At 71.9% G+C, this 25,851-nt stretch carries 20 protein-coding genes; 16 read left to right on the forward strand and 4 right to left on the reverse strand.

Features of this window, described 5'->3' with window-relative positions; translation table 11 throughout:
- Nucleotides 1-75: 75 nt before the first annotated feature.
- From BCL76_RS16900 to BCL76_RS16965, 13 genes are all read left to right on the forward strand, one after another.
- A complete protein-coding gene (locus BCL76_RS16900; protein ID WP_181382588.1) occupies nucleotides 76-570 on the forward strand; it encodes a hypothetical protein in 495 nt (164 codons plus the stop codon).
- Between the two features lie 10 nt (nucleotides 571-580).
- On the forward strand, nucleotides 581-1,471 hold the full coding sequence (locus BCL76_RS16905; protein WP_109780282.1) for a TatD family hydrolase: 891 nt from the start codon (nucleotides 581-583) through the stop codon (nucleotides 1,469-1,471).
- Between the two features lie 343 nt (nucleotides 1,472-1,814).
- Nucleotides 1,815-3,143, forward strand: a complete 1,329-nt coding sequence (locus BCL76_RS16910) for a ubiquitin-like domain-containing protein (protein ID WP_109780351.1) — start codon at nucleotides 1,815-1,817, stop codon at nucleotides 3,141-3,143.
- Between the two features lie 29 nt (nucleotides 3,144-3,172).
- On the forward strand, nucleotides 3,173-4,102 hold the full coding sequence (gene rsmA / locus BCL76_RS16915) for a 16S rRNA (adenine(1518)-N(6)/adenine(1519)-N(6))-dimethyltransferase RsmA (protein ID WP_109780283.1): 930 nt from the start codon (nucleotides 3,173-3,175) through the stop codon (nucleotides 4,100-4,102).
- Nucleotides 4,099-5,016, forward strand: coding sequence for a 4-(cytidine 5'-diphospho)-2-C-methyl-D-erythritol kinase (locus tag BCL76_RS16920; RefSeq protein ID WP_109780284.1), 918 nt, complete (start codon nucleotides 4,099-4,101; stop codon nucleotides 5,014-5,016). The genes rsmA and BCL76_RS16920 overlap by 4 nt, the downstream gene beginning before the upstream one ends.
- Before the next feature lie 195 nt (nucleotides 5,017-5,211).
- Nucleotides 5,212-6,573, forward strand: coding sequence for an acyltransferase family protein (locus BCL76_RS16925; RefSeq protein ID WP_109780285.1), 1,362 nt, complete (start codon nucleotides 5,212-5,214; stop codon nucleotides 6,571-6,573).
- 157 nt (nucleotides 6,574-6,730) lie between these two features.
- On the forward strand, nucleotides 6,731-8,533 hold the full coding sequence (locus BCL76_RS16930; protein ID WP_109780286.1) for an ABC-F family ATP-binding cassette domain-containing protein: 1,803 nt from the start codon (nucleotides 6,731-6,733) through the stop codon (nucleotides 8,531-8,533).
- Between the two features lie 116 nt (nucleotides 8,534-8,649).
- Nucleotides 8,650-10,260 carry an outer membrane protein assembly factor BamB family protein gene (locus BCL76_RS16940; protein ID WP_181382589.1) on the forward strand — a complete coding sequence of 537 codons (1,611 nt, stop codon included), beginning with the start codon at nucleotides 8,650-8,652 and terminating at the stop codon, nucleotides 10,258-10,260.
- Between the two features lie 252 nt (nucleotides 10,261-10,512).
- Nucleotides 10,513-12,135 (forward strand): outer membrane protein assembly factor BamB family protein, encoded by a 1,623-nt coding sequence (locus BCL76_RS16945; RefSeq protein WP_109780289.1) that lies wholly within the window; start codon nucleotides 10,513-10,515, stop codon nucleotides 12,133-12,135.
- A gap of 43 nt (nucleotides 12,136-12,178) precedes the next feature.
- Nucleotides 12,179-13,900: an outer membrane protein assembly factor BamB family protein gene (locus BCL76_RS16950; protein ID WP_109780290.1), complete on the forward strand. Its 1,722-nt coding sequence runs from the start codon at nucleotides 12,179-12,181 to the stop codon at nucleotides 13,898-13,900.
- Between the two features lie 142 nt (nucleotides 13,901-14,042).
- Entirely contained in the window at nucleotides 14,043-14,735 is a 693-nt protein-coding gene (locus tag BCL76_RS16955) for a response regulator transcription factor (RefSeq protein WP_109780291.1), read from the forward strand.
- A 113-nt stretch (nucleotides 14,736-14,848) separates the two neighbouring features.
- Nucleotides 14,849-15,808: a UDP-glucose 4-epimerase GalE gene (galE, locus tag BCL76_RS16960; RefSeq protein WP_109780292.1), complete on the forward strand. Its 960-nt coding sequence runs from the start codon at nucleotides 14,849-14,851 to the stop codon at nucleotides 15,806-15,808.
- Between the two features lie 500 nt (nucleotides 15,809-16,308).
- The gene (locus tag BCL76_RS16965) at nucleotides 16,309-17,076 is read left to right on the forward strand and encodes a response regulator transcription factor (RefSeq protein WP_030761923.1); all 768 of its coding nucleotides are present in this window, start codon (nucleotides 16,309-16,311) and stop codon (nucleotides 17,074-17,076) included.
- Here BCL76_RS16965 and BCL76_RS16970 read toward each other — a convergent pair.
- Nucleotides 17,035-17,532, reverse strand: a complete 498-nt coding sequence (locus BCL76_RS16970) for a MarR family winged helix-turn-helix transcriptional regulator (RefSeq protein WP_073919162.1) — start codon at nucleotides 17,530-17,532, stop codon at nucleotides 17,035-17,037. The two genes, BCL76_RS16965 and BCL76_RS16970, sit on opposite strands and share 42 nt — an antisense overlap.
- A gap of 161 nt (nucleotides 17,533-17,693) precedes the next feature.
- Here BCL76_RS16970 and BCL76_RS16975 point away from each other — a divergent pair, with 161 nt between their 5' ends.
- A complete protein-coding gene (locus tag BCL76_RS16975; protein ID WP_030761926.1) occupies nucleotides 17,694-18,551 on the forward strand; it encodes a trans-aconitate 2-methyltransferase in 858 nt (285 codons plus the stop codon).
- A 2-nt stretch (nucleotides 18,552-18,553) separates the two neighbouring features.
- Nucleotides 18,554-18,946: a VOC family protein gene (locus BCL76_RS16980; protein ID WP_109780352.1), complete on the forward strand. Its 393-nt coding sequence runs from the start codon at nucleotides 18,554-18,556 to the stop codon at nucleotides 18,944-18,946.
- 81 nt (nucleotides 18,947-19,027) lie between these two features.
- Here BCL76_RS16980 and BCL76_RS16985 read toward each other — a convergent pair whose 3' ends face one another.
- The 3 genes from BCL76_RS16985 to BCL76_RS17000 form a co-directional block, all read right to left on the reverse strand.
- Nucleotides 19,028-20,815 carry an FG-GAP repeat domain-containing protein gene (locus tag BCL76_RS16985; RefSeq protein WP_181382590.1) on the reverse strand — a complete coding sequence of 596 codons (1,788 nt, stop codon included), beginning with the start codon at nucleotides 20,813-20,815 and terminating at the stop codon, nucleotides 19,028-19,030.
- A 194-nt stretch (nucleotides 20,816-21,009) separates the two neighbouring features.
- Nucleotides 21,010-21,681 (reverse strand): TetR family transcriptional regulator, encoded by a 672-nt coding sequence (locus BCL76_RS16995; protein WP_375137934.1) that lies wholly within the window; start codon nucleotides 21,679-21,681, stop codon nucleotides 21,010-21,012.
- Complete coding sequence (locus BCL76_RS17000; protein WP_109780296.1) at nucleotides 21,681-22,661, reverse strand: acyl-CoA desaturase; 981 nt, start codon at nucleotides 22,659-22,661, stop codon at nucleotides 21,681-21,683. Before BCL76_RS17000 ends, BCL76_RS16995 begins: the two co-directional genes overlap by 1 nt.
- Nucleotides 22,662-23,014: 353 nt before the next feature.
- Here BCL76_RS17000 and ppc point away from each other — a divergent pair, with 353 nt between their 5' ends.
- Nucleotides 23,015-25,777, forward strand: a complete 2,763-nt coding sequence (gene ppc, locus BCL76_RS17005) for a phosphoenolpyruvate carboxylase (RefSeq protein ID WP_375137929.1) — start codon at nucleotides 23,015-23,017, stop codon at nucleotides 25,775-25,777.
- Nucleotides 25,778-25,851: the final 74 nt, after the last annotated feature.

Raw genomic sequence — 25,851 nt, forward strand, 5'->3', positions numbered from 1 at the left:
TGCACAGGGCCTGATGCGCTCCCGCCCGTCGAGGCGTCCACTGGCAATGGCACCAGTGGAACAAGAGGAGCTGGCATGAGTGAGATCGCAGACACCCCGGTACCCGTCCCCACCGCAGTCCCTGTCGCTGTGACCGCTACCGACGTGCACGTCGTGCACGAGGCCTACTCCTTCGCGTGCATGAGGTGCGGGTACGGCTGGGAGCAGGCGTACGCGATCGAGCACCACGTCGACGGCAGGGGCGAGCCGTTCATCATGTACAAGGTCGACGGCGAGCGGGTGCCCTCCCCCCTGTCCAACCCGACCTGCCTGAACTGCGGCGGACACGTCGTACGGATCATGCGGGCCGGACAGGTCTCCACGGTGAGGGACATGATCGACCCCCTCTACCACGACGACATCGCGCCCGGGATCGCCCGACCCGTGCGGGCCGGTGAGAACGTCCCCCGGCAGCCGAAGCCGCGCCGGTCCGCCCGGCCGCACCCCTCCCCGGGGCCGGTGGCCGTCGAGGCGTCCGAGGAGCGCCGTGGCCTGCTCTCCCGTCTGAAGGGGCTCTTCCGCCGGTCATAAGATCGGCCGTATGAGCACACGCGTGGAGAAGACGCAGCCCAAGGACGCACCGCCGCCGCTGCCCGAACCCCTCCGGGTGGCGGTCGCGGACTCGCACACCCACCTCGACATGCAGGCGGGGACCGTCGAGGAGGGCCTCGCGAAGGCCGCCTCGGTGGGCGTGACCACCGTCGTCCAGGTGGGCTGCGACGTGAAGGGCTCCCGGTGGGCCGCCGAGACCGCGGCCGCGTACGCGAACGTCCACGCGGCCGTCGCCCTCCACCCGAACGAAGCCCCGCGCATCGTGCACGGGGATCCCGACGGGTGGTCGCGCCAGGGCGCCCGGGCCGGCGGCGGGGAGGCCGCGCTGGACGAGGCGTTGGCCGAGATCGAGGCGCTGGCCGCGCTGGACCACGTGAAGGCGGTCGGCGAGACCGGCCTCGACCACTTCCGCACCGGCCCCGAGGGCATGGCCGCGCAGGAGCGTTCCTTCCGCGCGCACATCGAGATCGCCAAGCGGCAGGGCAAGGCGCTGGTCATCCACGACCGGGACGCCCACGCGGACGTCCTGCGCGTCCTGCGCGAGGAGGGCGCCCCGGAGCGGACGATCTTCCACTGTTACTCCGGGGACGCCGACATGGCCCGCGAGTGCGCCGCCGCCGGGTACTACATGTCCTTCGCCGGGACCGTCACCTTCAAGAACGCCCAGCCGCTGCGCGAGGCGCTCGCCGTGGCCCCGGCGGAACTGGTGCTCGTCGAGACGGACGCGCCCTACCTCACCCCGGCGCCGTACCGAGGACGGCCCAACGCGCCGTACCTCATTCCGCTGACGGTCCGGGCGATGGCCGCGGTCCGCGGTATCGACGAGGACGCGATGGCCACGGCGCTGGCGGCCAACACGGCCCGCGCCTTCGGCTACTGACACCCCGCCCGCTCCGCCACGCTGCGTAGTCGATCCGCTTTGGAGCGTGACGATTCCTCCGCTAGGGTGCCGTGCCCGCACCAGAGGGTGCCGGATCACCAGTGGAGCGAGCGTCGTGAGCGATACGCAGGGCAGTCACCGCCGTGGCGGTCCCCTCCCCGAGGCGTACGAGGCCCAGCCCTCGGCCCCGTCCTCGGTCCGGCCGGCCGGTCCGGACGATCCCGGGCCCGCCGCGTGGGACCCGGAGCCGGCGCTCCGGGCCCCGGAGGCACCCGCCGCGGAGTTCCCGGTCCCGGAGTTCCCTGTCCCGGCACCGCGCGGCGGGCGCCGTCGCCGGCCCGGGATGTCGCCGGTCGAACTGGCCGAGGCCGACACCCTGGCCGCCGCGCCCGTGGCACCCGGTTCGGGCCGCCGCCGTGCCGTGGCCCCCGCGGCCGTGGCCGTCACACCGTCCGCACCCGCCGCACCCGCCGCACCCGCCACACCCACCCTCGCTCCCGTCCCCGCCCCCCACGCCCCCGCCCCGGCGGGGCCCGGCCGCCGCCGGGCCCGGGGCCGTGCCACCCCCGCCCCGACCTTCGGCGGGAACTGGCGGCGGATCGTGCCGCAGGCCCTCGTCGTCGCCTTCCTCGCGGGCGGCACCACGGCGTTCGTCGCCGCCGACAAGGCCGTTCGACTCACCGTGGACGGGGTCCCGCGCAACCTCCACACCTTCGCCGACGACATCGGCGAACTGCTCGCCGCCGAAGGCCTCGGCGTCGGCCCCCACGACCTCGTCGCCCCCGCCGCCGGCGAACCCCTCGCCGACGGCGAGGAGATCGTCGTCCGCTACGGCCGCCCCCTGCGCCTGACCCTCGACGGACAGCAGCGCCAGGTGTGGACCACCGCCCGCACCGTCGAGGGCGCCCTGCACCAGTTCGGCATCCGCGCCGAGGGCGCCTACCTCTCCGCGCCCCGCACCGCCCCCGTGCCCCGCGCCGGCCTGGCCCTCAGCGTCCGCACCGAACGCAGCGTCACCTTCATGGCCGACGGCCGCGAACGCACCATCCGCACCAACGCCGCCACCGTCCAGGAAGCCCTCGACCAGGCCGGCATCACCCTCCAGGGCCAGGACACCACCTCCGTACCGCCCACCGACTTCCCGCGCGACGGCCAGACCGTCACCGTGCTGCGCATCACCGGCACCCGCGAGGTCCGCGAGGAACGCATCCCGTACGTGACCGAGAAGGTCGAGGACCCCGACCTGTTCGCCGGCACCGAGGTCGTCGAGCGCGCCGGCCGCCCCGGGGCGCGCCGGGTCACGTACAGCCTGCGCACCGTCAACGGGGTCCGGCAGAAGCCCCGGCCCATCGCCGACGAGGTCGTCCGCGAGCCCGTCACCCAGCTGGTCAAGGTCGGCACCAAGGCGCTGCCCAGCTCCGTCGCCGGCGCCGACGGCCTCAACTGGGCGGCGCTCGCCCAGTGCGAGTCCGGCGGCCGCCCCGCCGCCACCGACGCCTCCGGGACCTACGGCGGGCTGTACCAGTTCGACGTCCGCACCTGGCAGGGCCTCGGCGGCAGCGGCCGCCCGCAGGACGCCTCCGGCACGGAACAGACGTACCGGGCGAAGAAGCTCTACGTCCAGCGGGGGGCGAGTCCGTGGCCGCACTGCGGCCGCAGGCTCACGTCGTAGCGGGCCCGTCGATCTGAGACGCTTTACCGGTGAGCACCGCAGAGCAGCAGCCCGAGAACACCGAGAACCCCGAGAACGCCTCCCCCGCCGCGCCCGACGCCCTCCTCGGCCCGGCCGACATCAGGGAGCTGGCCGCCGCCCTCGGCGTACGCCCGACGAAGCAGAAGGGGCAGAACTTCGTCATCGACGCCAACACGGTGCGCCGGATCGTGCGCACCGCCGAGGTCCGCCCGGACGACGTGGTCGTCGAGGTCGGCCCGGGGCTCGGCTCGTTGACGCTCGCGCTGCTGGAGGCCGCGGACCGGGTCGTCGCCGTCGAGATCGACGACATCCTGGCCGCCGCCCTGCCCGCCACCATCGAGGCCAGGATGCCCGCGAAGAAGGACCGCTTCGCGCTGGTCCACTCCGACGCGATGCTCGTGACCGAGCTGCCCGGCCCGGCGCCGACCGCGCTCGTCGCCAACCTGCCGTACAACGTGGCCGTACCCGTCCTGCTCACCATGCTCGACCGGTTCCCGACCATCGAGCGCACGCTGGTGATGGTGCAGGCCGAGGTCGCCGACCGGCTGGCCGCCGAGCCCGGCAACAAGGTCTACGGTGTGCCCTCCGTCAAGGCCAACTGGTACGCGCACGTCAAGCGGGCCGGCTCCATCGGCCGCAAGGTCTTCTGGCCCGCCCCGAACGTCGACTCCGGTCTCGTCTCGCTGGTGCGCCGCACCGAGCCCGTCAAGACCACCGCCACCAAGGCCGAGGTCTTCGCGGTCGTCGACGCCGCCTTCGCCCAGCGCCGCAAGACGCTGCGCGCCGCGCTGGCCGGCTGGGCCGGCTCGGCGGCGGGCGCGGAGGCCGCGCTGGTCGCCGCCGGTGTCTCGCCGCAGGCCCGCGGGGAGTCCCTGACGGTCGAGGAGTTCGCGGCGATCGCCGAGCACAAGCCCGCGGCGGAGAGGCCCGCCCTGTGAGCGCGCCCCGCACGCCCGTGACCGTACGGGTCCCCGCGAAGGTCAACGTCCAGCTGGCGGTGGGCGCGGCCCGCCCCGACGGCTTCCACGACCTGGCCAACGTCTTCCTCGCCGTGTCGCTGTTCGACGAGGTGACGGCCACCCCGGCCGACACCCTGACCGTCACCTGCGAGGGCCCGGACGCCGACAAGGTCCCGCTGGACCGCACCAACCTCGCGGCGCGCGCGGCCGAGATCCTCGCGGCCCGGGCCGGGATCGAAGCGGCCGTCCACCTGCACATCGCGAAGAACATCCCGGTCGCGGGCGGCATGGCGGGCGGCAGCGCGGACGGCGCGGCGGCCCTGCTGGCCTGCGACACGCTGTGGGGGCTGAACACCCCGCTCGCCGAACTCCTCGACATCTGCGCGGAGCTCGGCAGCGACGTCCCCTTCAGCCTCGTCGGCGGGGCCGCGCTCGGCACCGGCCGCGGTGAACTGCTGACGCCCGTAGGGGCGGGGGCGTTCCACTGGGTCTTCGCGGTGGCCGACGGCGGGCTGTCCACGCCGGCGGTGTTCCGCGAGTTCGACCGCCTCGCCGAGGTCGCGGGTACGGAGATCCCCGTGCCGGAGGCCTCCCCGGCGCTGCTGGCGGCGCTCGCCTCGGGCGACGCGCAGGCGCTGGCGGCGGTGCTGAGCAATGACCTCCAGGCGGCGGCGTTGTCGCTGCGGCCGTCGCTGGCCGCGACGCTGGCGGCGGGGGTCGAAGGCGGTGCGCTCACCGCGCTGGTCTCGGGCTCGGGCCCGACGACGGCGTTCCTCGTCGCGGACGAGGAGGCTGCCGCCAAGGTCGCGGCGGCGCTCGAAGCCTCCGGCACCTGCCGGGCCACGCGGGTGGCTTCCAGCCCGGCCGCGGGCGCGACGGTGCTGCCGTCCTGACCCCGCGGGTCCGCTGCTGGGGCTCCGCCCCAGACCCCGCGCCTCAAACGCCGGCGGGGCTGAAAGAGCGCCTCAAACGCCGGCGGGGCTGAAATCCCCAGCCTCGCCGGCGATTGAGCCCCGGGCCGGTACTCAGGGCCGAGTTGAGTATTCGCACCCTGTCGGGGGACACCCCGTACGGGACACCGTGGCCCCATGACAGCTAGCGCAAGCGCCATGGCCGAGGCCACCCCCGCCGACCGGGACCGGTACGTCGACCTGCTGCGCGTCGCCTCGCTCGGCACCGTCATCGCCGGACACTGGCTGATGGCCGCCGTCAGCGGCGACGGCATAGGGAATCTGCTCGCCCTCGTACCCGCCCTCCAGGCGCTCACCTGGGGGCTGCAGATCATGCCCGTCTTCTTCTTCGTCGGCGGGTTCTCGCACGCCCTGTCCTACCGCTCCCTGGCCCGCCGCACCGACGGGCCCGTCTACGCCGCCTTCCTGCGGGCCCGGCTCCAGCGGCTGCTGCGCCCCACCCTCGTCTTCGTCCTGGTGTGGGCCGCGGTCGCGCTCGCCGTGCAGCTCGCCGGGCACGGCGGCGGAACGCTGACCGCGGCCGCGCTGCGGCTCGTCACGCAGCCGTTGTGGTTCATCGGGATCTACCTCGCCATGGTCGCCTTCACCCCGCCGCTGCTGAAGCTGCACGAGCGCCACGGCTGGGCCGCCTTCGCCGCCCTGGCCGGGGCGGCCGCGCTGGTCGACGTACTGCGGTTCGCGTTCGGGGTCCCGTACGTGGAGTTCCTGAACTTCGCCCTCGTCTGGCTCGCCGTCCACCAGCTCGGCTTCCTGCGGGCCGACGGCCGTATCCGCCGGCCCGCCGTCCTCGCCGGCGCGGGACTCGCCTCGGCCGCCCTGCTGGTGGCGTACGGCCCGTACCCGCTGTCCATGGTCGGGATGCCCGGCGAGAAGGTCTCCAACATGGCCCCGCCCACCCTCGCCCTGCTCTGCCACGGCCTGTGGCTCGTCGGTGCCGTCCAGCTGGCGGCCGGGCCCGCCACCGCGTGGCTGCGCCGGCCGCGCGTCTGGCGGGCGGTGGTCGCGGCCAACGGCCTCGCCATGACCGCGTTCCTGTGGCACCTGACCGCGATGCTCGGTGTGTACGCGGCCCAGCTCGCCCTCGGCCTCGACCTGCCGGCCCCCGCCACGGCCGCCTGGTGGGCGCAGGTCCCGGTACGGATGCTCGCCGCGGCGGCGCTGACCGGGGTCCTCGTCGCGCTGTTCCGCCGCTTCGAGACGCCCCGGTCGAGCGCGCCCGCCCCCGCCCGCCGCACCGGCGGCCCCGTCGCCGCCCTCGGGATCACCCTGTGCCTGCTCGGCATCCTGGGCCTGTCCATGACCGGGCTCGGCGGCCTGCTCGACGGGCACAGCGCCACCCTGGTCGCCCTGCCCGTCACCGCGCCGGCGGCGATCGCGATGGCTCTGGGCGGCTGGTATCTCGTAGAACGGTCCGCCCCGGCCCGGAGGGTTAGGCCATGTCTTCCGGATCAGGCCGGATCAGTCCGCGGCGTCCGGTGACGTGCGTCGCAAGGCGGACGAGGGAGTCGACGCGGAGCGTCGGCGACCGAGGACAACGCCGCGAGGTGCGGTGCCGGGCGCCGAGGGCCCGGCTTGATCCGGAAGACATGGCCTACGCTGAGGGGCTGATCCACACCCTTTCCCTGGAGCGCGTCTGATGGCCGTCAATCTGGTCAATGTCGAGGCAGTCAGCAAGGTGTACGGCACACGTACCCTGCTGGACGGCATCTCCCTCGGCGTGTCCGAGGGGGACCGGATCGGCGTGGTCGGCCGCAACGGCGACGGCAAGACCACCCTCATCCGGATGCTCGCCAAGCTGGAGGAGCCCGACACCGGTCGGGTCACCCAGTCCGGCGGCCTGCGCATGGGCGTCCTCACCCAGCACGACTCCCTCGACCCCCGGGCGACCATCCGCCACGAGATCATCCGGGACATGGCCGACCACGAGTGGGCCGGCAACGCCAAGATCCGTGACGTCCTCACCGGACTCTTCGGCGGCCTCGACCTGCCCGGCTTCGGCCAGGGCCTCGACACCGTCATCGGCCCGCTCTCCGGTGGCGAGCGCCGCCGGATCGCCCTCGCCAAGCTGCTCATCGCCGACCAGGACCTCCTGATCCTCGACGAGCCCACCAACCACCTCGACGTCGAAGGGATCTCCTGGCTGGCCAAGCACCTCCAGGAGCGCCGCTCCGCGCTCGTCTGCGTCACCCACGACCGTTGGTTCCTCGACCAGGTCTGCACCCGCATGTGGGACGTGCAGCGCGGTGACGTGCACGAGTACGAGGGCGGCTACAGCGACTACGTGTTCGCCCGCGCCGAGCGCGACCGCATCGCCGCGACCGAGGAGTCCAAGCGGCAGAACCTGATGCGCAAGGAGCTGGCCTGGCTGCGCCGCGGCGCCCCCGCCCGGACCTCCAAGCCGCGCTACCGCATCGAGGCCGCCAACGAGCTGATCGCCGACGTGCCGCCGCCGCGCGACACCTCCGAGCTGATGAAGTTCGCCAACGCCCGCCTCGGCAAGACGGTCTTCGACCTGGAGGGCGTCAGCGTCCACGCCGGGCCGAAGGAACTCCTCAAGCACCTCACCTGGCACCTGGGTCCCGGCGACCGCGTCGGGCTCGTCGGCGTCAACGGCGCCGGCAAGACCTCCCTGCTGCGCGCCCTCGCCGAGGCCGCCCGCACCCAGGGCGAGGTCCAGCCCGCCGCCGGCAAGATCATCGTCGGTAAGACCGTCAAGCTGGCCTACCTCTCCCAGGAGGTCGGCGAACTCGACCCGTCCCTGCGCGTCCTGGAGGCCGTCCAGCGCGTCCGTGACCGCGTCGACCTCGGCAAGGGCCGCGAGATGACGGCGGGCCAGCTCTGCGAGCAGTTCGGCTTCACCAAGGAGAAGCAGTGGACGCCGGTCGGCGACCTCTCCGGTGGTGAGCGCCGCCGCCTGCAGATCCTGCGCCTGCTGATGGACGAGCCCAACGTCCTGTTCCTCGACGAGCCCACCAACGACCTCGACATCGAGACCCTGACCCAGCTGGAGGACCTCCTCGACGGCTGGCCCGGGTCGATGATCGTGATCTCCCACGACCGCTTCTTCATCGAGCGCACCACCGACACGGTGATGGCGCTGCTCGGCGACGCGAGCCTGCGGATGCTGCCGCGTGGTCTGGACGAGTACCTGGAGCGCAGGCAGCGGATGATCGAGGCGGCCGCTCCGGCGCCCGTCCAGTCCACCGGCGCCGCGAAGTCCACCGCCTCGGGGGACTCGCGCGCCGCGAAGAAGGAACTCCAGAAGATCGAGCGGCAGCTGAACAAGCTGTCCGACCGCGAGGGCAACCTGCACGCCCAGATCGCCGAGAACTCCACCGACTACGACAAGGTGGCCAAGCTCGACGCGGAGCTGCGCGAACTCCTCTCGGACCGCGACGAGTTGGAGATGCGCTGGTTGGAACTGGCCGAAGAGGCCTGAGCGGGACCGGGCCGGTCACCCCTTACGCACAGGGGTGGACCGGCCCCGTTCATGCGGGCCGGCAGTGGTAGAAAGGTCATCCTCCCCGACCTTCCCGATGTCGAAAGCGTGCGCTGATGACCGAGCTGCCCCAGCCGCCGAACCAGCCGCCGAACCAGCCGTCGACGCCTTCCGGTTACGGGCACCTGCCGGGTCCGCCGCAGCAGGGTTACGGGTTCCCGCCGCAGGGCGCGAACCCGTACGCCCAGCAGCCCGCGTACCCGCCGCAGCCGCCCACCGTGCAGCAGCGCCCGGTCGGTCCGGGCGGCCCCGGCCCGACACCGAAGAAAAGGCTGACCGTGCTGGTCGCCGCGTCGGTGGCGGCCGTCCTCGTTCTCGGTGGCGTGGGCTACGTGGCCTTCTCCGGTGAGGACAAGGACCCGAAGCCGGTCGCGCAGGAGCCCACCGACGCCAAGCCCTCGGGCTCTCCCACCGTCGACAAGGGCGACGGCAACGGGAACGGCGGTGGTCAGCAGGCGGACCTGAACTCCGGCCGCAAGCAGGGCGAGGACAAGGTCCTGTGGCTGAAGACCGCCAAGATCGACGGCCCCGGCATGGGCGTCGACGCCGCCGGTCAGTGGGTCGTCGGCGACACCGTCGTCAAGAGTATCTGGAGGAACCTCACCGGCTACTCGGTTACCGACGGCAAGGAGAAGTGGACACTCCCCTTCCCCGCCCTGATCTGCTCCGTCGCCCGACAGACCACGGCCGAGGGCCGGACGGTCGTCATGTACCGCGACGGCGAGGGCGAGAACACCTCCTGCACCCAGCTGCGCGTGGTCGACCTCAGGACGGGCAAGGAGGTCTGGTCGAAGACGGTGCCCAGTGAGGGGGTCTTCGACATCTTCACCAGCCCCACCCTGTCGATGATCGGGGACACCGTCACCGTCAGTCGCGGCGGCACCGCCAGCGCCTTCAAGATCAGCAACGGCGACAAGCTCTTCGCGAACCCGCTGGGCGACGGCTGCAACCCGGACTCCTACGAGGCCGGCAACGGCAAGCTGATCGCCCTCGCCACCTGCTCGGACGAGGACTCCACCGCCGAGGTCCACGGGATCGACCCCGTCACCGGCGCGAAGGGCTGGGCCTACCGGCTCCCCGCGAAGTTCAAGGTCACCAGCATCTACTCGGTGAACCCCACCGTCGTCGACATCGGCGACGAGCGGACGAAGCAGCGCTCCATCGTGGTCCTGGGACCCGACGGGAAGCAGGCCGCCACCCTGGAGAGCGCGGACGGCCTCGCCGTCGGCTGCGGCGACACCGGCCTGTTCCGGTCCCTGGTGACCTGCCCCTCGGCGGTCGTCGACGCGAACACCCTCTATCTGCCCACCGCGGCGGGCACCGGCAAGAGCAACGAGATCGTCGCCTTCGACCTCGCCTCCGGCAAGCGCAAGTGGCGGGTCAAGGCCGGGGACAAGCGCACGCTCACCCCGCTCAAGGCCGTGGACGGTCGGCTCATCGCCTACCGGAAGGCCGAGGAGGAGCAGGGTGGAGAGGTCCTCTCCATCCCGGCGGACGGCGGCACCCCGACCGCGGTCCTGCGCCACCCCTCGGGCCCCGCCGCCCCGATCGAGAGGACCTTCACCCTCCCGAAGCTGGACTACGCGGACGGACGGTTCTTCATCTCCTCCACCCACCTGCGGGCCCAAGGCCAGGACGAGAAGCTGCTGATGGTCTTCGGCAAGTGAGGACGCTTCGGGCCCGGTGCGGGGAGGCCCGACGAACTCCTGTCGGGCCGCGCGGATTTGGTGGCGCGCCGAGGCCGGGCGGTCGGAGAGGCCTGGATTCCGCCGGTCTTCGGGGGCGACCGGCCGGATAACGGCGGCGTCACGGGCCGGTCCTCCCTTGGGAACAGCGGACGGACCGGCCCGATGTATGAGCGCTGTCAGTGATAGAAAGGTCATCCTCCCCGACCTTCCCGATGCCGAAAGCGTGCGCTGATGACCGAGCTGCCCCAGCCGCCGAACCAGCCGCCGAACCAGCCGTCGACGCCTTCCGGTTACGGGCACCTGCCGGGTCCGCCGCAGCAGGGTTACGGGTTCCCGCCCCAGGGTGCGAACCCGTACGCCCAGCAGCCCGCGTACCCGCCGCAGCCGCCCACGGTGACCCAGCAGCCGGTGGGCCCGGGTGGCCCCGGCCCAGGTCCGGGCCCGACATCGAAGAAGAAGTTGACCCTGCTGGTCGCCGCGTCGGTGGCGGCCGTCCTCGTGCTCGGTGGCGTGGGCTACGTGGCCTTCTCCGGTGAGGAGAAGGACCCGAAGCCGGTCGCGCAGGAGCCCGCCGACGCCAAGCCCTCGGGCTCTCCCACCGTCGACAAGGGCGACGGCAACGGGAACGGCAAGGGCAGCGACATCCCGACCGACCTCAACGAGGGCCGCAAGCCGGGTGAGGACAAGGCCCTCTGGCTGAAGACCGCCAAGATGGAGGGCCCGGGAGCCGGTATCCCGGCCAGGGGGCTGTGGGTCGCCGGCGACACCGTCGTCAAGACCGTCGACAAGTCTGTCATCGGCTACGGGGTGAGCGACGGCAAGGAGAAGTGGAAGATCGACTTCCAGGTGGAGATCTGCGGACTCACCGGGCAGGCCACCCCCGACGGCAGGACCGTCATGGTCGTCAAGAACGCCGACGGCTCCAGCTGCAACCAGATGAAGCTCATCGACCTCAAGGCCGGCAAGGAGGTGTGGACGAAGGAGCTCGTCATGGAAGGGCTGTTCAAAACCAGCTCCTCCGCCACCGTCACCCTCAGCGGCGACACCTTCGCCCTCGCCTGGATGGGCGGTCAGAGCGCCCACCGCCTGAGCACCGGCGACAAGCTCTTCTCCGACGCGGGCCCCGAGGGCTGCAAGCCCATGACCTACGCCGCCGGCAACAACAAGATGATCGCCGTGGCCCTCTGCCAGGACGCCGACAAGACCATCGAGATCCAGGACGCCGACCCGAGCACCGGCAAGAAGACCTGGAGCTACCGCCTGCCCAAGGGCTTCCAGGTCAACGCCGTCTACTCGGTCAGCCCCACCGTCATCGACGCCGGCAACCGCGACACCGGGCAGCATTCGATCCTCGTCCTCGACGAGAAGGGGCAGAAGCGCAACACCCTCGTCGGTGAAGGCAACTTCGTGGTCAACTGCGGTGGTTACGCAAGCAGCGAGGGCCTCCAGAACTGCGGGAACTCCGCGGTCGACGCGGACACCGTCTACCTCGCCGCCGGGGACAAGTCCACCGGCAGCGAGATCGTCGCCTTCGACCTCGGCACGGGCAAGACCAAGTGGCGCACCAAGGCCGGTGACAAGAAGGTCCTCATCCCGCTCGACGCCGCGAACGGCCGGCTGACCGCCTACCGAGCCGACCTGGTCGGCCGGCCCGGCGAGATCGTCTCGTTCCCGGCCGACGGAAGCGCGCCCACGACGCTGATGAAGCTCCCCTCGGGCACCTCCGCACGGATCGAGTCCTCCTTCCTGACCTCCCAGAGCGCCGCCTACGTGGACGGGCGGTTCTTCCTCTCCGTCACCCGGCTGGCGGGCGAGAACACGGACGAGAGGCTCCTGATGGCTTTCGGCAAGTGAAAACGCGTCCCACGACCCGCCCACCGAGAGGCAACAGCAACCGATGAGTATCCCGCCGCCCCCCAGCCAGCCGCCGTCCGGCGGCTTCGGCGCCCCGCAGGACCCGCCGCCGGGCGGATTCGGCGCGCCCGTGCCGCCGCCCGGAGCGGCCGCCCCGCAGGCCGGGCCCCCACAGCAGCCGCCGACCGGGCAGCCCGCGTACGGGTACCCGCAGACCGGGCCCGGCTACGGCTACCCGCAGCAGCCCGGCACCCCGCCGCCGTTCGGCGCCCCGGGTGCCCCCGGCGCGCCCGTGCCCGCCCCCCAGCCCCCGGCCCCGGGTTCCGGCAACGCCAAGCGCACCCAGCTGACGATCGTCGGCGCGGCCGTCCTGGCCTGCGTCCTCATCGTCGGCGGCGGCCTCTGGTACACCTCCGGCGACAGCGGCGGCGGGGACGACAAGGCCGACAGCAACCCGAGCGCCTCCCCGGGCAACGACAAGCCCACGGACTACGTGCCCGGCACCGAGAAGGCACCCGGCAACCCGAAGTCGAAGCCGCTCCTCAACCTGCCGAGCCCCGTTCCGGCCGATGTCGCCACTGTCGCGGGCTCCTGGGTGACCGACACCACCTACGTCAAGTCCGACCTGTCGAAGGTCGTCGGCTACAACCTCGTCGACGGCGGCAAGAAGTGGGAGCTGCCCCTTCCCGGCGAGCTCTGCGGCGCCACCAAGCACGTCAGCGAGAAGAAGGCCGCGGTCCTCTTCAAGGCCTCCCAGCCGACGCCCGAGAACAAGTACGTCCAGTGCACCGAGGTCGGCGTCATCGACCTGGAGAGCGGCAAGCTGGTCTGGTCCGGCAACGCCAAGAGCGCCACCGGCGGCGACAAGCCCGTCTCGTTCAACACCGTCACCCTCAGCGGCCAGACCGTCGCCGCGGCCGGTATCTCCGCGGGCGGCGCCGCCTGGAACCTGGCCGACGGCAAGTCCCTGTGGCTGCCCAAGGTCGACGGCGAGAGCTGCCGCGACGTGGGCTACGGCGGCGGCGAGGCCCTCGCCGCCATCCGCAAGTGCGGCCAGAGCCCCAACTACACGCTGTACGGGCAGCTCCTCGACCCGACCACGGGCGCGCCCACCGTCTCGTACAAGCTCTCCCCGGGCATCGAGGACGCGTACGTCGTCTCCACCAAGCCCCTGATCGTCGGGGCCGACGTCGGCAAGACCGCGAAGAACGCCACGGGCGTCAGCGACCTCTTCGTCATCGACCCCAAGGGCGAGCTGAAGGCCCGCATCCCGCTGGCCTCCGGAGACTTCGGCGCCCGGTGCAGCTCCGAGGTGGAGCGGTGCATGAACATGGTGGTCGGCAACGGCAGGATCTACCTGCCGTCCTACGAGCACCAGGGCCAGGCCTCCAGCTCCCGCACCAACGAGCTGCTCTCCTTCGACCTGGAGACCGGCAAGCAGACCACCGACCGTGCCGACGCGGGCGAGCGGTACACGCTCTTCCCGCTGCGCATGGACGGGTCGAACATCATCGCCTACAAGCGGCCCCCGTACGACAAGGGCGGTCAGATCGTCAGCATCGACAGCAGGACGATGAAGGAAACCCTCCTCATGGAGAACCCGGCGGACAAGGCGAGCCAGCGCGCCGAGACCGGGTTCTCGCCGGAGTACTCCGAGTACCGCTACCACAACGGGAAGTTCTTCATCTCCCGCACGACGGTCAGCAAGCCGTACTCGGACAAGGCCGACCCGGAGTACCTCTTCGTCTCCTTCTCCGCGAGCTGACGGGCACCACCCCGGTTCGCACCGAGTCGCCGAAAGCCCCCGAACGGTCCGTACCGATCGGGGGCTTCTGCGCGGTATCCCTCTCGCACCGTCGAACAAGCGTGTAGCTTGCCGGGTCAGAAGGGTGGGGGGTGGTTCCTCAATGGGCGTACGGGTCGTGGTGGTCGACGAGCACCGGCTGCTGGCCGAGGCGCTCGCCTCTGCCCTGAAGCTGCGCGGCCACCGGGTGCTGGCCGCCGCCGCTCCGGCGGCGGGCGCCGCCGAGCTGGTCATCGGCCGTGCGCCGGAGGTCTGCCTGTTCGGCACCGCCACCCCCGCCGAGCCCGGGGTCTTCGAGCCCGTCGTGCGCGTCAAGCGGGAGCGTCCGCAGATCGCCGTGGTCGTCCTCGGCCCGGTGCCGAGCCCTCGCGGGATCGCGGCCGCCTTCGCCGCCGGCGCCTCGGGTTACGTACGCCAGGACGAGCGCATCGAGGGTGTGGAGCGGGCCCTGGCCAAGGCCAGGGCGGGCGAGGTGGCGATCGCCCCGCAGCTGCTGCAGGGGGCCTTCGCGGAGCTCCTGAACCCCGCCGACCAGCCCGACGACGAGGGTAGCCGGCTGCTCCGGCTGCTCACCCCGCGCGAGGTGGAGGTGCTCGTACGGGTCGCCGAGGGCGAGGACACCCGGCTGATTGCCGCGGGCATGGAGATCGCCCCGAGCACCGCCCGTACGCACGTTCAGCGGGTGCTGATGAAGCTGGGCGTGGGATCGCGGCTGGAGGCGGCCGCGCTGGCCGCCCGCACCGGTCTGCTGGACCGGGCGCTGCCCACACTGCCGTCCGCCGCCGCGCGCGACTGACGTACCGGCCGGCTCCGGCCGCCCGATTTCCCCGTGGGCGCGGAATCGGGTAAGCCAGTGTCCACGCACGCGCACGTACCCGCGCGTGCTTCCCCGCGAGAGGCAGTAGGCGAGTGAGCAAGTACCTGGTAACCGGTGGGGCAGGATACGTCGGCAGCGTGGTCGCGGCCCACCTTCTGGAGGCCGGCCACGAGGTCACCGTCCTCGACGACCTGAGCACGGGCTTTCGCGTAGGGGTCCCGGAGGGCGCCACCTTCATCGAGGGCCGGATCCAGGACGCCGCCCGCCACCTGGACCCCTCCTACGAGGCGGTGCTGCACTTCGCGGCCTCCTCGCAGGTCGGCGAGTCCGTGGTGAACCCGGGCAAGTACTGGGAGAACAACGTCGGCGGGACGCTGGCCCTGCTGGCCGCGATGCGCGAGGCGGGTGTGCGCAAGCTGGTGTTCTCCTCCACCGCCGCGACCTACGGGGAGCCGACGGAGGGCCTGCTGACGGAGGCCTCGGTGACCGCGCCGACCAACCCGTACGGTGCCTCGAAGCTGGCCGTGGACCACATGATCGCGGGGGAGTGCGTGGCGCACGGCCTGGCCGCGGTGTCCCTGCGCTACTTCAACGTGGCCGGCGCCTACGGCGAGTTCGGCGAGCGGCACACCCCCGAGACGCACCTGATCCCGCTGGTCCTCCAGGTCGCCCTGGGCGAGCGGGAGTCGATCTCGGTGTTCGGCGAGGACTACCCGACGCCGGACGGCACCTGCGTCCGCGACTACATCCACGTCGCCGACCTGGCGGAGGCCCACCTGGCCGCCCTGCGGGCCGCCACCGGCGGGGAGCACCTGATCTGCAACCTGGGCAACGGCAACGGCTTCTCGGTCCGCGAGGTCGTCGAGACCGTCCGCAAGGTCACCGGCCGGGACATCCCCGAGGTGGTCGCCCCGCGCCGGGCCGGCGACCCGGCGATGCTCGTCGCCTCCGCGCGCACGGCCCACGAGCGCCTCGGCTGGACCCCGAGCCGCTCGGACCTCACCGGGATCATCACGGACGCGTGGAACTTCGCGCGTACGCACTCCTCCTGAACCACCCCGGAGCTGCCGGACCTCGGACGTCCGTCCGGACCTCCCGGCTTCCGCACGCCCCCCGCACCCCGACCGGTGCGGGGGGCGTGTGCGTGTGGGCCGTGCGCTGCGGACGGGCGCCGTGCGCGGGCGCCCGGCGTGCACACGCCGGGTGAAATGCCCCCCGTGCAACTGCCCGGGGCACACGCCGGTACCGAAGCCGCCATCAGGACCTTCGGGGCAGGCGATTTCAAGCCATCACAAAGCCGGTCCGTAGCCCCCCGCGTCGGAAAATCCCTGGGAAAACTTCTGCTATTCGGCCATCCGTCGGACGCCCCCGGCCCTACGCTGATGCGTGACACCGGTGGGGGCCGGTGTTGATTCAGGGGTCGAGACAAGTCGGGTACGTCGTCCGGTCCGGGGTAATGCAGAGATGTCACGGCGGCGGCCGGGGCAGCTGCGGATCACCCGGTCCGGGCGCCGTACCCGCCGTCGTCCGTTCCCCTACCCTTGGGGGTTTTGTGGTTCGTATCCGGGTTCTCGTCGTCGACGATCACCGCATTTTCGCCGAGTCGCTCGCAGCCGCGCTCGCGGCCGAGCCGGACGTGGACGTGTCCGCGGCCGGCAGCGGCCCCGCCGCGCTGCGTTGCCTCGAACGCGCGGCGGCCGAGGGCCGTCGCTTCGACGTCCTGCTGGTCGACGCCGATCTCGGCACGGTCCCGGGGGCCGTGCCCGCCCAGCGGGAGTCCGGCTCCGGGCCGCCGCCGCCCGGCTCCGACGGGATCGCGCTGGTCGCGGGGGTGCGGGTGTCCCACCCCGGGGTCCGCACCGTCGTGCTCGCCGAGCGCGACGACCCCCGCAGGGCCGCCCTCGCGCTCCAGGCGGGCGCCTCGGGCTGGGTGGCGAAGGACTGCTCGCTCTCCCGGCTGCTGGCCGTGATCCGCGGGGTCCTGCGCGAGGAGACGCATCTGCCGCCCGCGCTGCTCACCGGGGTGCTCCGGGAACTGACCGCGGCGCGCAAGCACCGTACGGACAGCGAGCGGCTGGTGGAGTCGCTGACCCCGCGTGAACACGAGGTGCTGCGCTGCATGGTGGCCGGGCTGGGCCGCAAGGACGTCGCGGCGCGCCTGTTCCTGTCCCCGCACACGGTCCGCACCCACATGCAGAACGTGCTGGGCAAGCTCGGGGTGCACTCCACGCTGGCCGCGGTGGCACTGGCCCGGCGGGCCGGCGTACGACCGGCCGACCTAGCCGGGGATGTTGTCGAACGGAGCGGTCAACTGGCGTAGCAGCCCGGCGAGATCGCCGCGCTGACCCTGCGAGAGCTGGGCCAGGATCGCCCGTTCCTGGGCCAGCAGCCCGGCGAGGGCCTGGTCGGCGCGGTCCCGGCCCTCGGGGGTGAGCCGCACCAGGACCCCCCGGCGGTCGCTGGGGTCCGGGAGCCGTTCGACGAGGCCCTTCTTGGCGAGCCGGTCGATGCGGTTGGTCATGGTGCCGGAGGTGACCAGGGTCTGGGTCAACAGCTGGCCGGGGGAGAGCTGGTAGGGCGCGCCCGCGCGGCGCAACGAGGTCAGGACGTCGAACTCCCACGGCTCCAGGCCGTGCTCGGAGAAGGCCAGCCTGCGGGCGCGGTCGAGATGGCGCGCGAGCCTGCTGACGCGGCTCAGTACCTCGAGTGGTTCCACGTCGAGGTCAGGGCGCTCCCGCCGCCATGCCGCCACCAGTCGGTCGACCTCGTCCTCCATGCCGATCAGTGTAAGGGGTCTGTCGATGTGAAGTCTCTTCATACCGAGCATCTTGATCACGAGTATCTTGACATCGAGATATAAATGGAGCGAGCATGGGGCATGGAGGGGGCCGGAACGGATTCCGCTTCCGATCGCCCCGCCAGCAGGGAGGCTCGAACATGTATTCCGATACCGCGCGCGCCGGGACCCCCACGTCCACCGCGCCATCCGCCCCCACCTGGGATCCCCAGCAGTACCTCCGGCACTCGGGCCACCGCACACGGCCCTTCCTCGACCTGCTCACCCGCATACCCGAGCTCCCCCACGGTCCCGCCCGTATCGCCGACCTCGGCTGCGGCCCCGGCAACGTCACCACGCTCCTCGCCGAGCGCTGGCCCGAGGCCCGCATCACCGGCTTCGACCTCTCCCCGGAGATGCTCCACCGCGCCACCGAGGAGTACGCCGGGCCCACCCCCGGCGGCGGCAGCCTCGACTTCCGCCACGGCGACCTCGGCACCTGGCTGCCCGAGGAGCCCTACGACCTGATCGTCTCCAACGCCGCCCTCCAATGGGTCCCCGGCCACCCCGGCTCCTTCGGCGCCTGGATCAACGGCCTACGCCCCGGCGGCACCTTCGCCTTCCAGATCCCCGGCAACTTCACGGCCCCCAGCCACGCCCTGCTCGCGCAGCAGTGCGACACCCCGCGCTGGCGGGCCCGGCTCGCCGGTCACGGCGCCCGCTACATCCATCTCCTCGAACCCGCCGAATACCTCGCCCGGTTCACCGAGCTCGGCTGCGACGCCGACATCTGGGAGACCACCTACCACCAGTTGCTCCAAGGCCCCGACCCCGTCCTCGACTGGGTCAAGGGCACCGCCCTGCGACCCGTCCTCACCGCCCTCGGCGAGGACCGTGACGCCGTGGACGCCTTCCTCACCGAATACCGTGACCGGCTCCGCGCCGCCTATCCCACCGGCCCGCGCGGCACCGTCTTCCCGTTCCGCCGCATCTTCGCCGTAGCCCGCAAGGAGGCATGACCGTGCTGACCGCAGTCGACCACGTGCAACTCGCCGCGCCGCCGGACTCGGAGGACCGGCTCCGCGCCTACTACACGGACGTCCTCGGCATGACCGAGATCCCCAAGCCGCCCGTCCTCGCCGCCCGCGGGGGCTGCTGGTTCGCCGCCGGGCCCGTCCAGCTGCACCTCGGCGTCGAGGAGGACTTCCGGCCCGCCCTCAAGGCCCATCCGGGGCTCAGGGTGAGCGACATCGAGGCGTACGCGAACAGACTGCGGGAGCGGGGGGCCACGGTGGTCTGGGACGACAACCTCCCGGGCCACCGCCGCTTCTACTCGCAGGACCCCGTCGGCAACCGGCTCGAATTCCTGGAACGGCACCACCCCGAACCCGCGGCTCCGGAACCTTGCGCATAGGACGCGGCGGGAGGCATGACACGACGGCGCCCCGTCACCGGATCTCCGGTGACGGGGCGCCGTCGTGCAGGTGTCGGGCGGTCAGCCGATGCTGCGGTAGTTCAGGCCGCCCTTGAAGAAGACGGGCCCGGTGAGGACCTCGCTGCCGAAGAGGCTCTTGCCTCCCTCGGAGCGGAAGACGTTGCCGTTGGCATCGGTCAGGACCAGGTCCGCCTTGCCGTCACCGGTCAGGTCGCCGGGGGACACGGCGTCCTTGAAGTTCTGGTAGCCGCCGCTGACCAGCCAGCGGGCGGCGAACGGCGCGTTCGCCTTGCCGGCGCCCGGGTGGAAGTACAGGTCGCCGCTGTTCGTGATGCCGACCGCGTCGGCGTAGCCGTCGCCGTTGAAGTCACCGGAGGCGACCAGCCTGTACTGATCCCAGCCGTTGCCGACGTTGACCGGGGCGGCGAAGGCGTTGCCGGTGCCGTTGCCCTGGTGGACGTAGAGGTTGCCCCAGATGTCACGGGTCAGCAGGTCGCCCTTGCCGTCGCCGGAGACGTCGCCGCCGCCGACGACCAGGTTCGTGACGCCCCACCAGTCACCGGCGATCGGCTGGTTCGTGCTGCGGTTGGTCAGACCCCACTGGTTGAACTGGAACTTGTGGCCCCAGTTCACCTTGTCCAGGCCGGAGGCCACGACCAGCTTCGACCCGTCGTCCGGCCAGACGAAGTCGCCGGCCTTGCGGGGATCGAAGAGCGAGCCGTCGCTCATGGCGTTGTGCGACCAGTACTGGCCGCCGGCGTCGAGGGTGCCGACGTTGTGCTTGCCGTAGACCGGCGTGACGCCCGAGCCGAGGAAGAGCTCGGTGCTCTTCCAGTTCGAGCCGCAGTCGTACTGAGAGGAGAACAGGCCGTTGCCCTCGGAGAAGTGGCAGAAGAGGTCACCGGTGACGGTCACGCCCATCATGTCGGCCTTGCCGTCGCCGTCGATGTCGTCGGCCGCGATGATCTGCGTGTAACCGGTCCAGCCGCTGGCGATCTGGTTCCGCCACTCCAGCGGGGCGGCACCGTTGCCGGTGCCCTTGTGGATGAACAGGTCGCCCGTGTACGTGCGGCCCATGACGTCGCCGTCGCCGTCGCCGTCGATGTCGCTGAGGCCGACGATCTGGTCGTACTGGTTCCAGCCGCCGCTGACCTTGACCCGGTCCCCGAACGGGTTGGAGAGGTTGCCGGTGCTCTTGTAGTAGTACAGGTCGCCGGCCTGCGTACGGGCGAGCAGGTCCGGACGGCCGTCCTTGTTCAGGTCGCCCGCGGCGATGACGCGGTTGTAGACCTGCCAACCGGTGCCGGTCCACTTCGGAGCGCCGGCCGTGCCGCCGGAGGTCTCGCGGAGCTGGAGCTTGCCGTCGAAGGTGAGCGTGAGGATCTCGGGGTTCCAGCCGCCGCCGACGTTGCCGAGGGCAATGATGTCCTTGACCGTCTCGGTCTCGTCGCCCTCGATGCGGAAGTCGGTGGACGGATTGCCCTCGGGGGCGCCGGTCGCGAAGACACCGGCGTAGCCGAGCGTCGAGCGGAAGACCAGGTCGCTGAAACCGTCGCCGTCGAGGTCCAGACGCGGCTGCGCCACGCTGCCCGCGGCCGCGACGCCCTGCGGAGCCGCGGCGCGCGCGCCCTTGTCCTTGGCGGTCGCCTTCGGCGCAAGGACGCCCGGAGCCGGGGTGGCGGCGTGCGGGACGGTGGACTTGGGGGCGGTCGAGGCCTTGGCCGCGGCGGGCGCCGGGCGGTCCGAGGTCTTGCCGGCGGCGGTCGCCTGACCGACGGAGAGCAGGGTGCCGGCAGAGAGGGCGAGTGCGGTGCAGGCCGCGATGCGGCCGAGGCGCGAAGAGCGCAAGAGGGTTCCCCCGTGATCGCAGGTAGAACCGAGTGGCCGTCACGAGGACGACCGGCGCACGCGGAAAGCGGCGCTGCGGATCGTCTGGACGTCCCCCCCGGGAAGTGATCACACAGTACCGCTGCATTTCCCGAGGTAGAAGTGGTTTTCCGTACAACCTTTCGACTTCGGGGTGGCGTGGCGCCGCCGCCCGCTCAGCTCTTGCGCCGGCCCACCAGCTGCGGCTTCGACTCCAGCCCGTCCAGCCCGTGCCAGGCCAGATTCACCAGATGCGCCGCCACCTCCGCCTTCTTGGGCCTGCGCACGTCCAGCCACCACTGCCCGGTCAGCGCCACCATCCCCACCAGCGCCTGCGCGTACAGCGGGGCCAGCTTGGGATCGAAGCCCCGCGCCTTGAACTCCAGGCCCAGGATGTCCTCGACCTGCGTGGCGATGTCGCTGATCAGCGAGGCGAAGGTGCCGGTCGACTGGGCGACCGGGGAATCGCGGACGAGGATCCGGAAGCCGTCCGTGTACGACTCGATGTAGTCCAGCAGCGCGAACGCCGCCTGCTCCAGCAGCTCCCGCGGGTGCCCGGCCGTCAGCGCGCCCGTCACCCCGTCCAGCAGCTGGCGCATCTCCCGGTCCACGACGACCGCGTAGAGGCCCTCCTTGCCGCCGAAGTGCTCGTACACCACCGGCTTGGACACCCCGGCCTTCGCCGCGATCTCCTCCACCGAGGTGCCTTCGAAGCCCTTCTCGGCGAACAGCGTCCGGCCGATGTCCAGCAGTTGCTGGCGCCGCTCCGCGCCCGTCATTCGAACCCGGCGGCCGCGCCTGGGCTTGTCGCTGCTGGTATTACCGCCGTCGATCGCCACGTCCCCCATCATGCCGCGTTCGACTCGATTTCCTTGAGCCGGGCGTCGATGCGGGCCGCCGACGGCCAACGGACGTCCGTCGCCCAGCCCAGCTGCTCGAACCAGCGGATCAGCCGCGCGCTGGAGTCGACCTGGCCGCGCAACACACCGTGGCGCGCCGAGGTCGGGTCGGCGTGGTGCAGGTTGTGCCAGGACTCGCCGCAGGACAGCACCGCCAGCCACCACACGTTCCCACTGCGGTCCCGGGACTTGAACGGCCGCTTGCCCACCGCGTGGCAGATCGAGTTGATCGACCAGGTCACGTGGTGCAGCAGCGCGACCCGCACCAGGGAGCCCCAGAAGAACGCCGTGAACGCGCCCCACCAGGACATCGTCACCAGACCGCCCACCAGCGGCGGGATCGCGAGCGAGAACATCGTCCAGAAGATGAAGTCCCGCGAGATCCGGCGGATCGCCGGGTCCTTGATCAGGTCGGGGGCGTACTTCTGCTGATCGGTCTGCTCCTCGTCGAACAGCCAACCGATGTGCGCCCACCACAGCCCCTTCATCAGGGCCGGCAGCGTCTCCCCGAACCGCCACGGCGAATGCGGGTCACCCTCGTGGTCCGAGAACTTGTGGTGCTTGCGGTGGTCCGCCACCCAGCGCACGAGCGGCCCCTCCACCGCCATCGACCCCATCACCGCGAGCACGATCCGCAGCGGCCGCTTCGCCTTGAAGGATCCGTGCGTGAAGTAGCGGTGGAAGCCGATGGTGATCCCGTGGCACGCCAGGAAGTACATGAAGACCATCAGGCCCAGGTCCAGCAGGCTCACCCCCCAGCCCCAGGTCAGCGGCACGGCCGCCAGCAGGGCAAGGAAGGGCACGGTGATGAACAGCAGCAGAGCGATCTGCTCGATGGACCGCTTGTTCTCGCCGCCGAGTGTCGCGGACGGCTCGGATGTGTCGGAGGGCGCGGCGCCGCCCTCGATCAGATCGGGACTGGTGGTCATGGGTGTCCCCTGGGGGGTGAGAGAAGTGGCAGGCTCCCCGGTTACGAAACCCTACGGACCCGTAACCTACGGCATCGTAAGTATGGCAAAACCGGGTACGCAGGCAAGAGGGGCAGCGCCGGGAGGGGGAGCGCGCGCGAGGTGTTCACGCGCCGCCTGATGAGACGTTTGTCCAGGCACACGCATCGGACACCTATCCTGGGTCCCGTCGGACAGCGCGGTCCGCACGGGCAGCCCGAGCTGCGCATCAGGAGCGGAGATCCCGCCCCGGACCGATTCCGGGGACGGCATCACCGCACGTGGCCGGGAGCCCACCGCCCAGTAGCGCTCGAACACTGCAAGGAGCCGCACCTGTGAGCAGTGCTGACCAGGCCCCCCAGGGCCAGGCCCCCGTCACCCAGGCCGAAACCGCCAACGCGGAACTGCGCGCGGACATCCGCCGCCTCGGCGACCTTCTCGGGGAGACCCTCGTACGCCAGGAGGGCCAGGACCTCCTCGACCTCGTCGAGCGCGTCCGCGCCCTCACCCGCACCGACGGCGAGGCCGCCGCCGCCCTGCTCGGCGACACCGACCTGGAGACCGCCGCCAAGCTCGTACGGGCCTTCTCCACCTACTTCCACCTCGCCAACGTCACCGAGCAGGTGCACCGCGGCAAGGAACTGCGCGCCCACCGTGCCGCCGAGGGCGGGCTCCTCGCCCGCACCGCGGACATGCTGAAGGACGCCGACCCCGAACACCTGCGCGAGACGGTCAAGAACCTCAACGTCCGCCCCGTCTTCACCGCGCACCCCACCGAGGCGGCCCGCCGCAGCGTCCTCAACAAGCTGCGCCGCATCGCCACGCTGCTGGAGGAGCCCGTCACCGGCGCCGGCGACCGCCGCCGCCACGACCTGCGCCTCGCCGAGAACATCGACCTCGTCTGGCAGACCGACGAGCTCCGTGTCGTACGCCCCGAGCCCGCCGACGAGGCCCGCAACGCCATCTACTACCTCGACGAGCTGCACGCCGGCGCCGTCGGCGACGTCCTCGAAGACCTCGCCGCCGAGCTCCAGCGCGTCGGCGTCGAGATCCCCGCCGGCACCCGCCCGCTGACCTTCGGCACCTGGATCGGCGGTGACCGCGACGGCAACCCCAACGTCACCCCCGAGGTCACCCGCGACGTGCTGATCCTCCAGCACGAGCACGGCATCACCGACGCCCTCGACCTCATCGACTACCTGCGCGGACTCCTCTCCAACTCCATCCGCTACACCGGAGCCACCGAGGAACTCCTCGCCTCCCTCCAGGCCGACCTGGAACGCCTCCCCGAGATCAGCCCGCGCTACAAGCGGCTGAACGCCGAGGAGCCGTACCGCCTCAAGGCCACCTGCATCCGGCAGAAGCTCCTCAACACCCGCGAGCGCCTCGCCAAGGGCATCCCGCACGAGGAAGGCCGCGACTACCTCGGCACCGCCGAGCTCCTCACCGACCTCACCCTCATCCAGACCTCCCTGCGCGAGCACCGCGGCGCGCTCTTCGCCGACGGCCGCATGGACCGCACCATCCGCACGCTGGCCGCCTTCGGCCTCCAGCTCGCCACGATGGACGTGCGCGAGCACGCCGACGCCCACCACCACGCGCTGGGCCAGCTCTTCGACCGGCTCGGCGAGGAGTCCTGGCGCTACGCCGACATGCCGCGCGACTACCGGCAGAAGCTCCTCGCCAAGGAACTGCGCTCCCGCCGCCCGCTCGCGCCGACCCCGGCCCCGCTCGACGCCGCCGGAGCCAAGACCCTCGGCGTCTTCGGCGCCATCAAGGACGCCTTCGAGAAGTTCGGCCCCGAGGTCATCGAGTCGTACATCATCTCGATGTGCCAGGGCGCCGACGACGTGTTCGCCGCGGCCGTCCTGGCCCGGGAGGCCGGTCTCATCGACCTCCACACCGGCTGGGCGAAGATCGGTATCGTCCCGCTCCTGGAGACCACCGACGAGCTGCGCGCCGCCGACGTCATCCTCGACGAGATGCTCGCCGACCCCTCCTACCGGCGCCTGGTCTCCCTGCGCGGCGACGTCCAGGAGGTCATGCTCGGCTACTCCGACTCCTCCAAGTTCGGCGGCATCACCACCTCCCAGTGGGAGATCCACCGCGCCCAGCGCCGACTGCGCGACGTCGCCCACCGCTACGGGGTGCGCCTGCGCCTCTTCCACGGCCGCGGCGGCACCGTCGGCCGTGGCGGCGGCCCCTCCCACGACGCGATCCTCGCCCAGCCCTGGGGCACCCTCGAAGGCGAGATCAAGGTCACCGAGCAGGGCGAGGTCATCTCCGACAAGTACCTCGTCCCCTCCCTCGCCCGCGAGAACCTCGAACTGACCGTCGCGGCCACCCTGCAGGCCTCCGCCCTGCACACCGCCCCCCGCCAGTCCGACGAGGCCCTCACCCGCTGGGACGCGGCCATGGACGTCGTCTCCGACGCCGCGCACGCCGCGTACCGGGCGCTCGTCGAGGACCCCGACCTGCCCTCGTACTTCTTCGCCGCGACCCCCGTCGACCAGCTCGCCGACCTGCACCTCGGTTCGCGCCCCTCCCGCCGCCCCGACTCCGGCGCCGGCCTCGACGGCCTGCGCGCCATCCCGTGGGTCTTCGGCTGGACCCAGTCCCGCCAGATCGTCCCCGGCTGGTACGGCGTCGGCTCCGGCCTCAAGGCCCTGCGCGAGGCCGGCCAGGAGGACGTCCTCACCGAGATGGGCAGCCGCTGGCACTTCTTCCGCAACTTCCTCTCCAACGTCGAGATGACGCTGGCCAAGACGGACCTGCGGATCGCCCGCCACTACGTCGACACCCTCGTGCCCGAGAACCTCAAGCACGTCTTCGCGCGCATCGAGGCCGAGCACGAGCTCACCGTCCGCGAGGTCCTGCGCATCACCGGCGCCGAAGAGCTCCTCGGCTCGAACCCGGTGCTCCAGCAGACCTTCTCCGTACGCGACGCCTACCTGGACCCGATCTCCTACCTCCAGGTCTCCCTGCTGGCCCGCCAGCGCGCGGCCGCCGCCCGGGGCGAGGAGGCGGACCCGCTGCTCGCCCGCGCCCTGCTGCTCACGGTCAACGGCGTCGCCGCGGGCCTGCGCAACACCGGCTGACCGCCCGCCGGGCCGCCAGGGCCCGCGCCCGGGTACGACGAAGCCCCCGCACCGTCCGGTGCGGGGGCTTCCGT

It is taken from the genome of Streptomyces sp. CG 926, assembly GCF_003148825.1.
Taxonomy (GTDB): Bacteria; Actinomycetota; Actinomycetes; order Streptomycetales; family Streptomycetaceae; genus Streptomyces.

What these genes read in the sequence shown, in the direction of transcription:
- BCL76_RS16945 (WP_109780289.1), top strand. Translation starts at nt 10,513, where the DNA reads ATGACCGAGCTGCCCCAGCCGCCGAACCAGCCGCCGAACCAGCCGTCG.
- BCL76_RS16910 (WP_109780351.1), top strand. Translation starts at nt 1,815, where the DNA reads ATGTCGCCGGTCGAACTGGCCGAGGCCGACACCCTGGCCGCCGCGCCC.
- BCL76_RS16970 (WP_073919162.1), bottom strand. Translation starts at nt 17,532, where the DNA reads ATGGAGGACGAGGTCGACCGACTGGTGGCGGCATGGCGGCGGGAGCGC.
- BCL76_RS16995 (WP_375137934.1), bottom strand. Translation starts at nt 21,681, where the DNA reads ATGGGGGACGTGGCGATCGACGGCGGTAATACCAGCAGCGACAAGCCC.
- BCL76_RS16975 (WP_030761926.1), top strand. Translation starts at nt 17,694, where the DNA reads ATGTATTCCGATACCGCGCGCGCCGGGACCCCCACGTCCACCGCGCCA.
- BCL76_RS16940 (WP_181382589.1), top strand. Translation starts at nt 8,650, where the DNA reads ATGACCGAGCTGCCCCAGCCGCCGAACCAGCCGCCGAACCAGCCGTCG.
- BCL76_RS16905 (WP_109780282.1), top strand. Translation starts at nt 581, where the DNA reads ATGAGCACACGCGTGGAGAAGACGCAGCCCAAGGACGCACCGCCGCCG.
- BCL76_RS17000 (WP_109780296.1), bottom strand. Translation starts at nt 22,661, where the DNA reads ATGACCACCAGTCCCGATCTGATCGAGGGCGGCGCCGCGCCCTCCGAC.
- BCL76_RS16955 (WP_109780291.1), top strand. Translation starts at nt 14,043, where the DNA reads ATGGGCGTACGGGTCGTGGTGGTCGACGAGCACCGGCTGCTGGCCGAG.
- BCL76_RS16930 (WP_109780286.1), top strand. Translation starts at nt 6,731, where the DNA reads ATGGCCGTCAATCTGGTCAATGTCGAGGCAGTCAGCAAGGTGTACGGC.
- BCL76_RS16900 (WP_181382588.1), top strand. Translation starts at nt 76, where the DNA reads ATGAGTGAGATCGCAGACACCCCGGTACCCGTCCCCACCGCAGTCCCT.
- BCL76_RS16925 (WP_109780285.1), top strand. Translation starts at nt 5,212, where the DNA reads ATGACAGCTAGCGCAAGCGCCATGGCCGAGGCCACCCCCGCCGACCGG.
- BCL76_RS16950 (WP_109780290.1), top strand. Translation starts at nt 12,179, where the DNA reads ATGAGTATCCCGCCGCCCCCCAGCCAGCCGCCGTCCGGCGGCTTCGGC.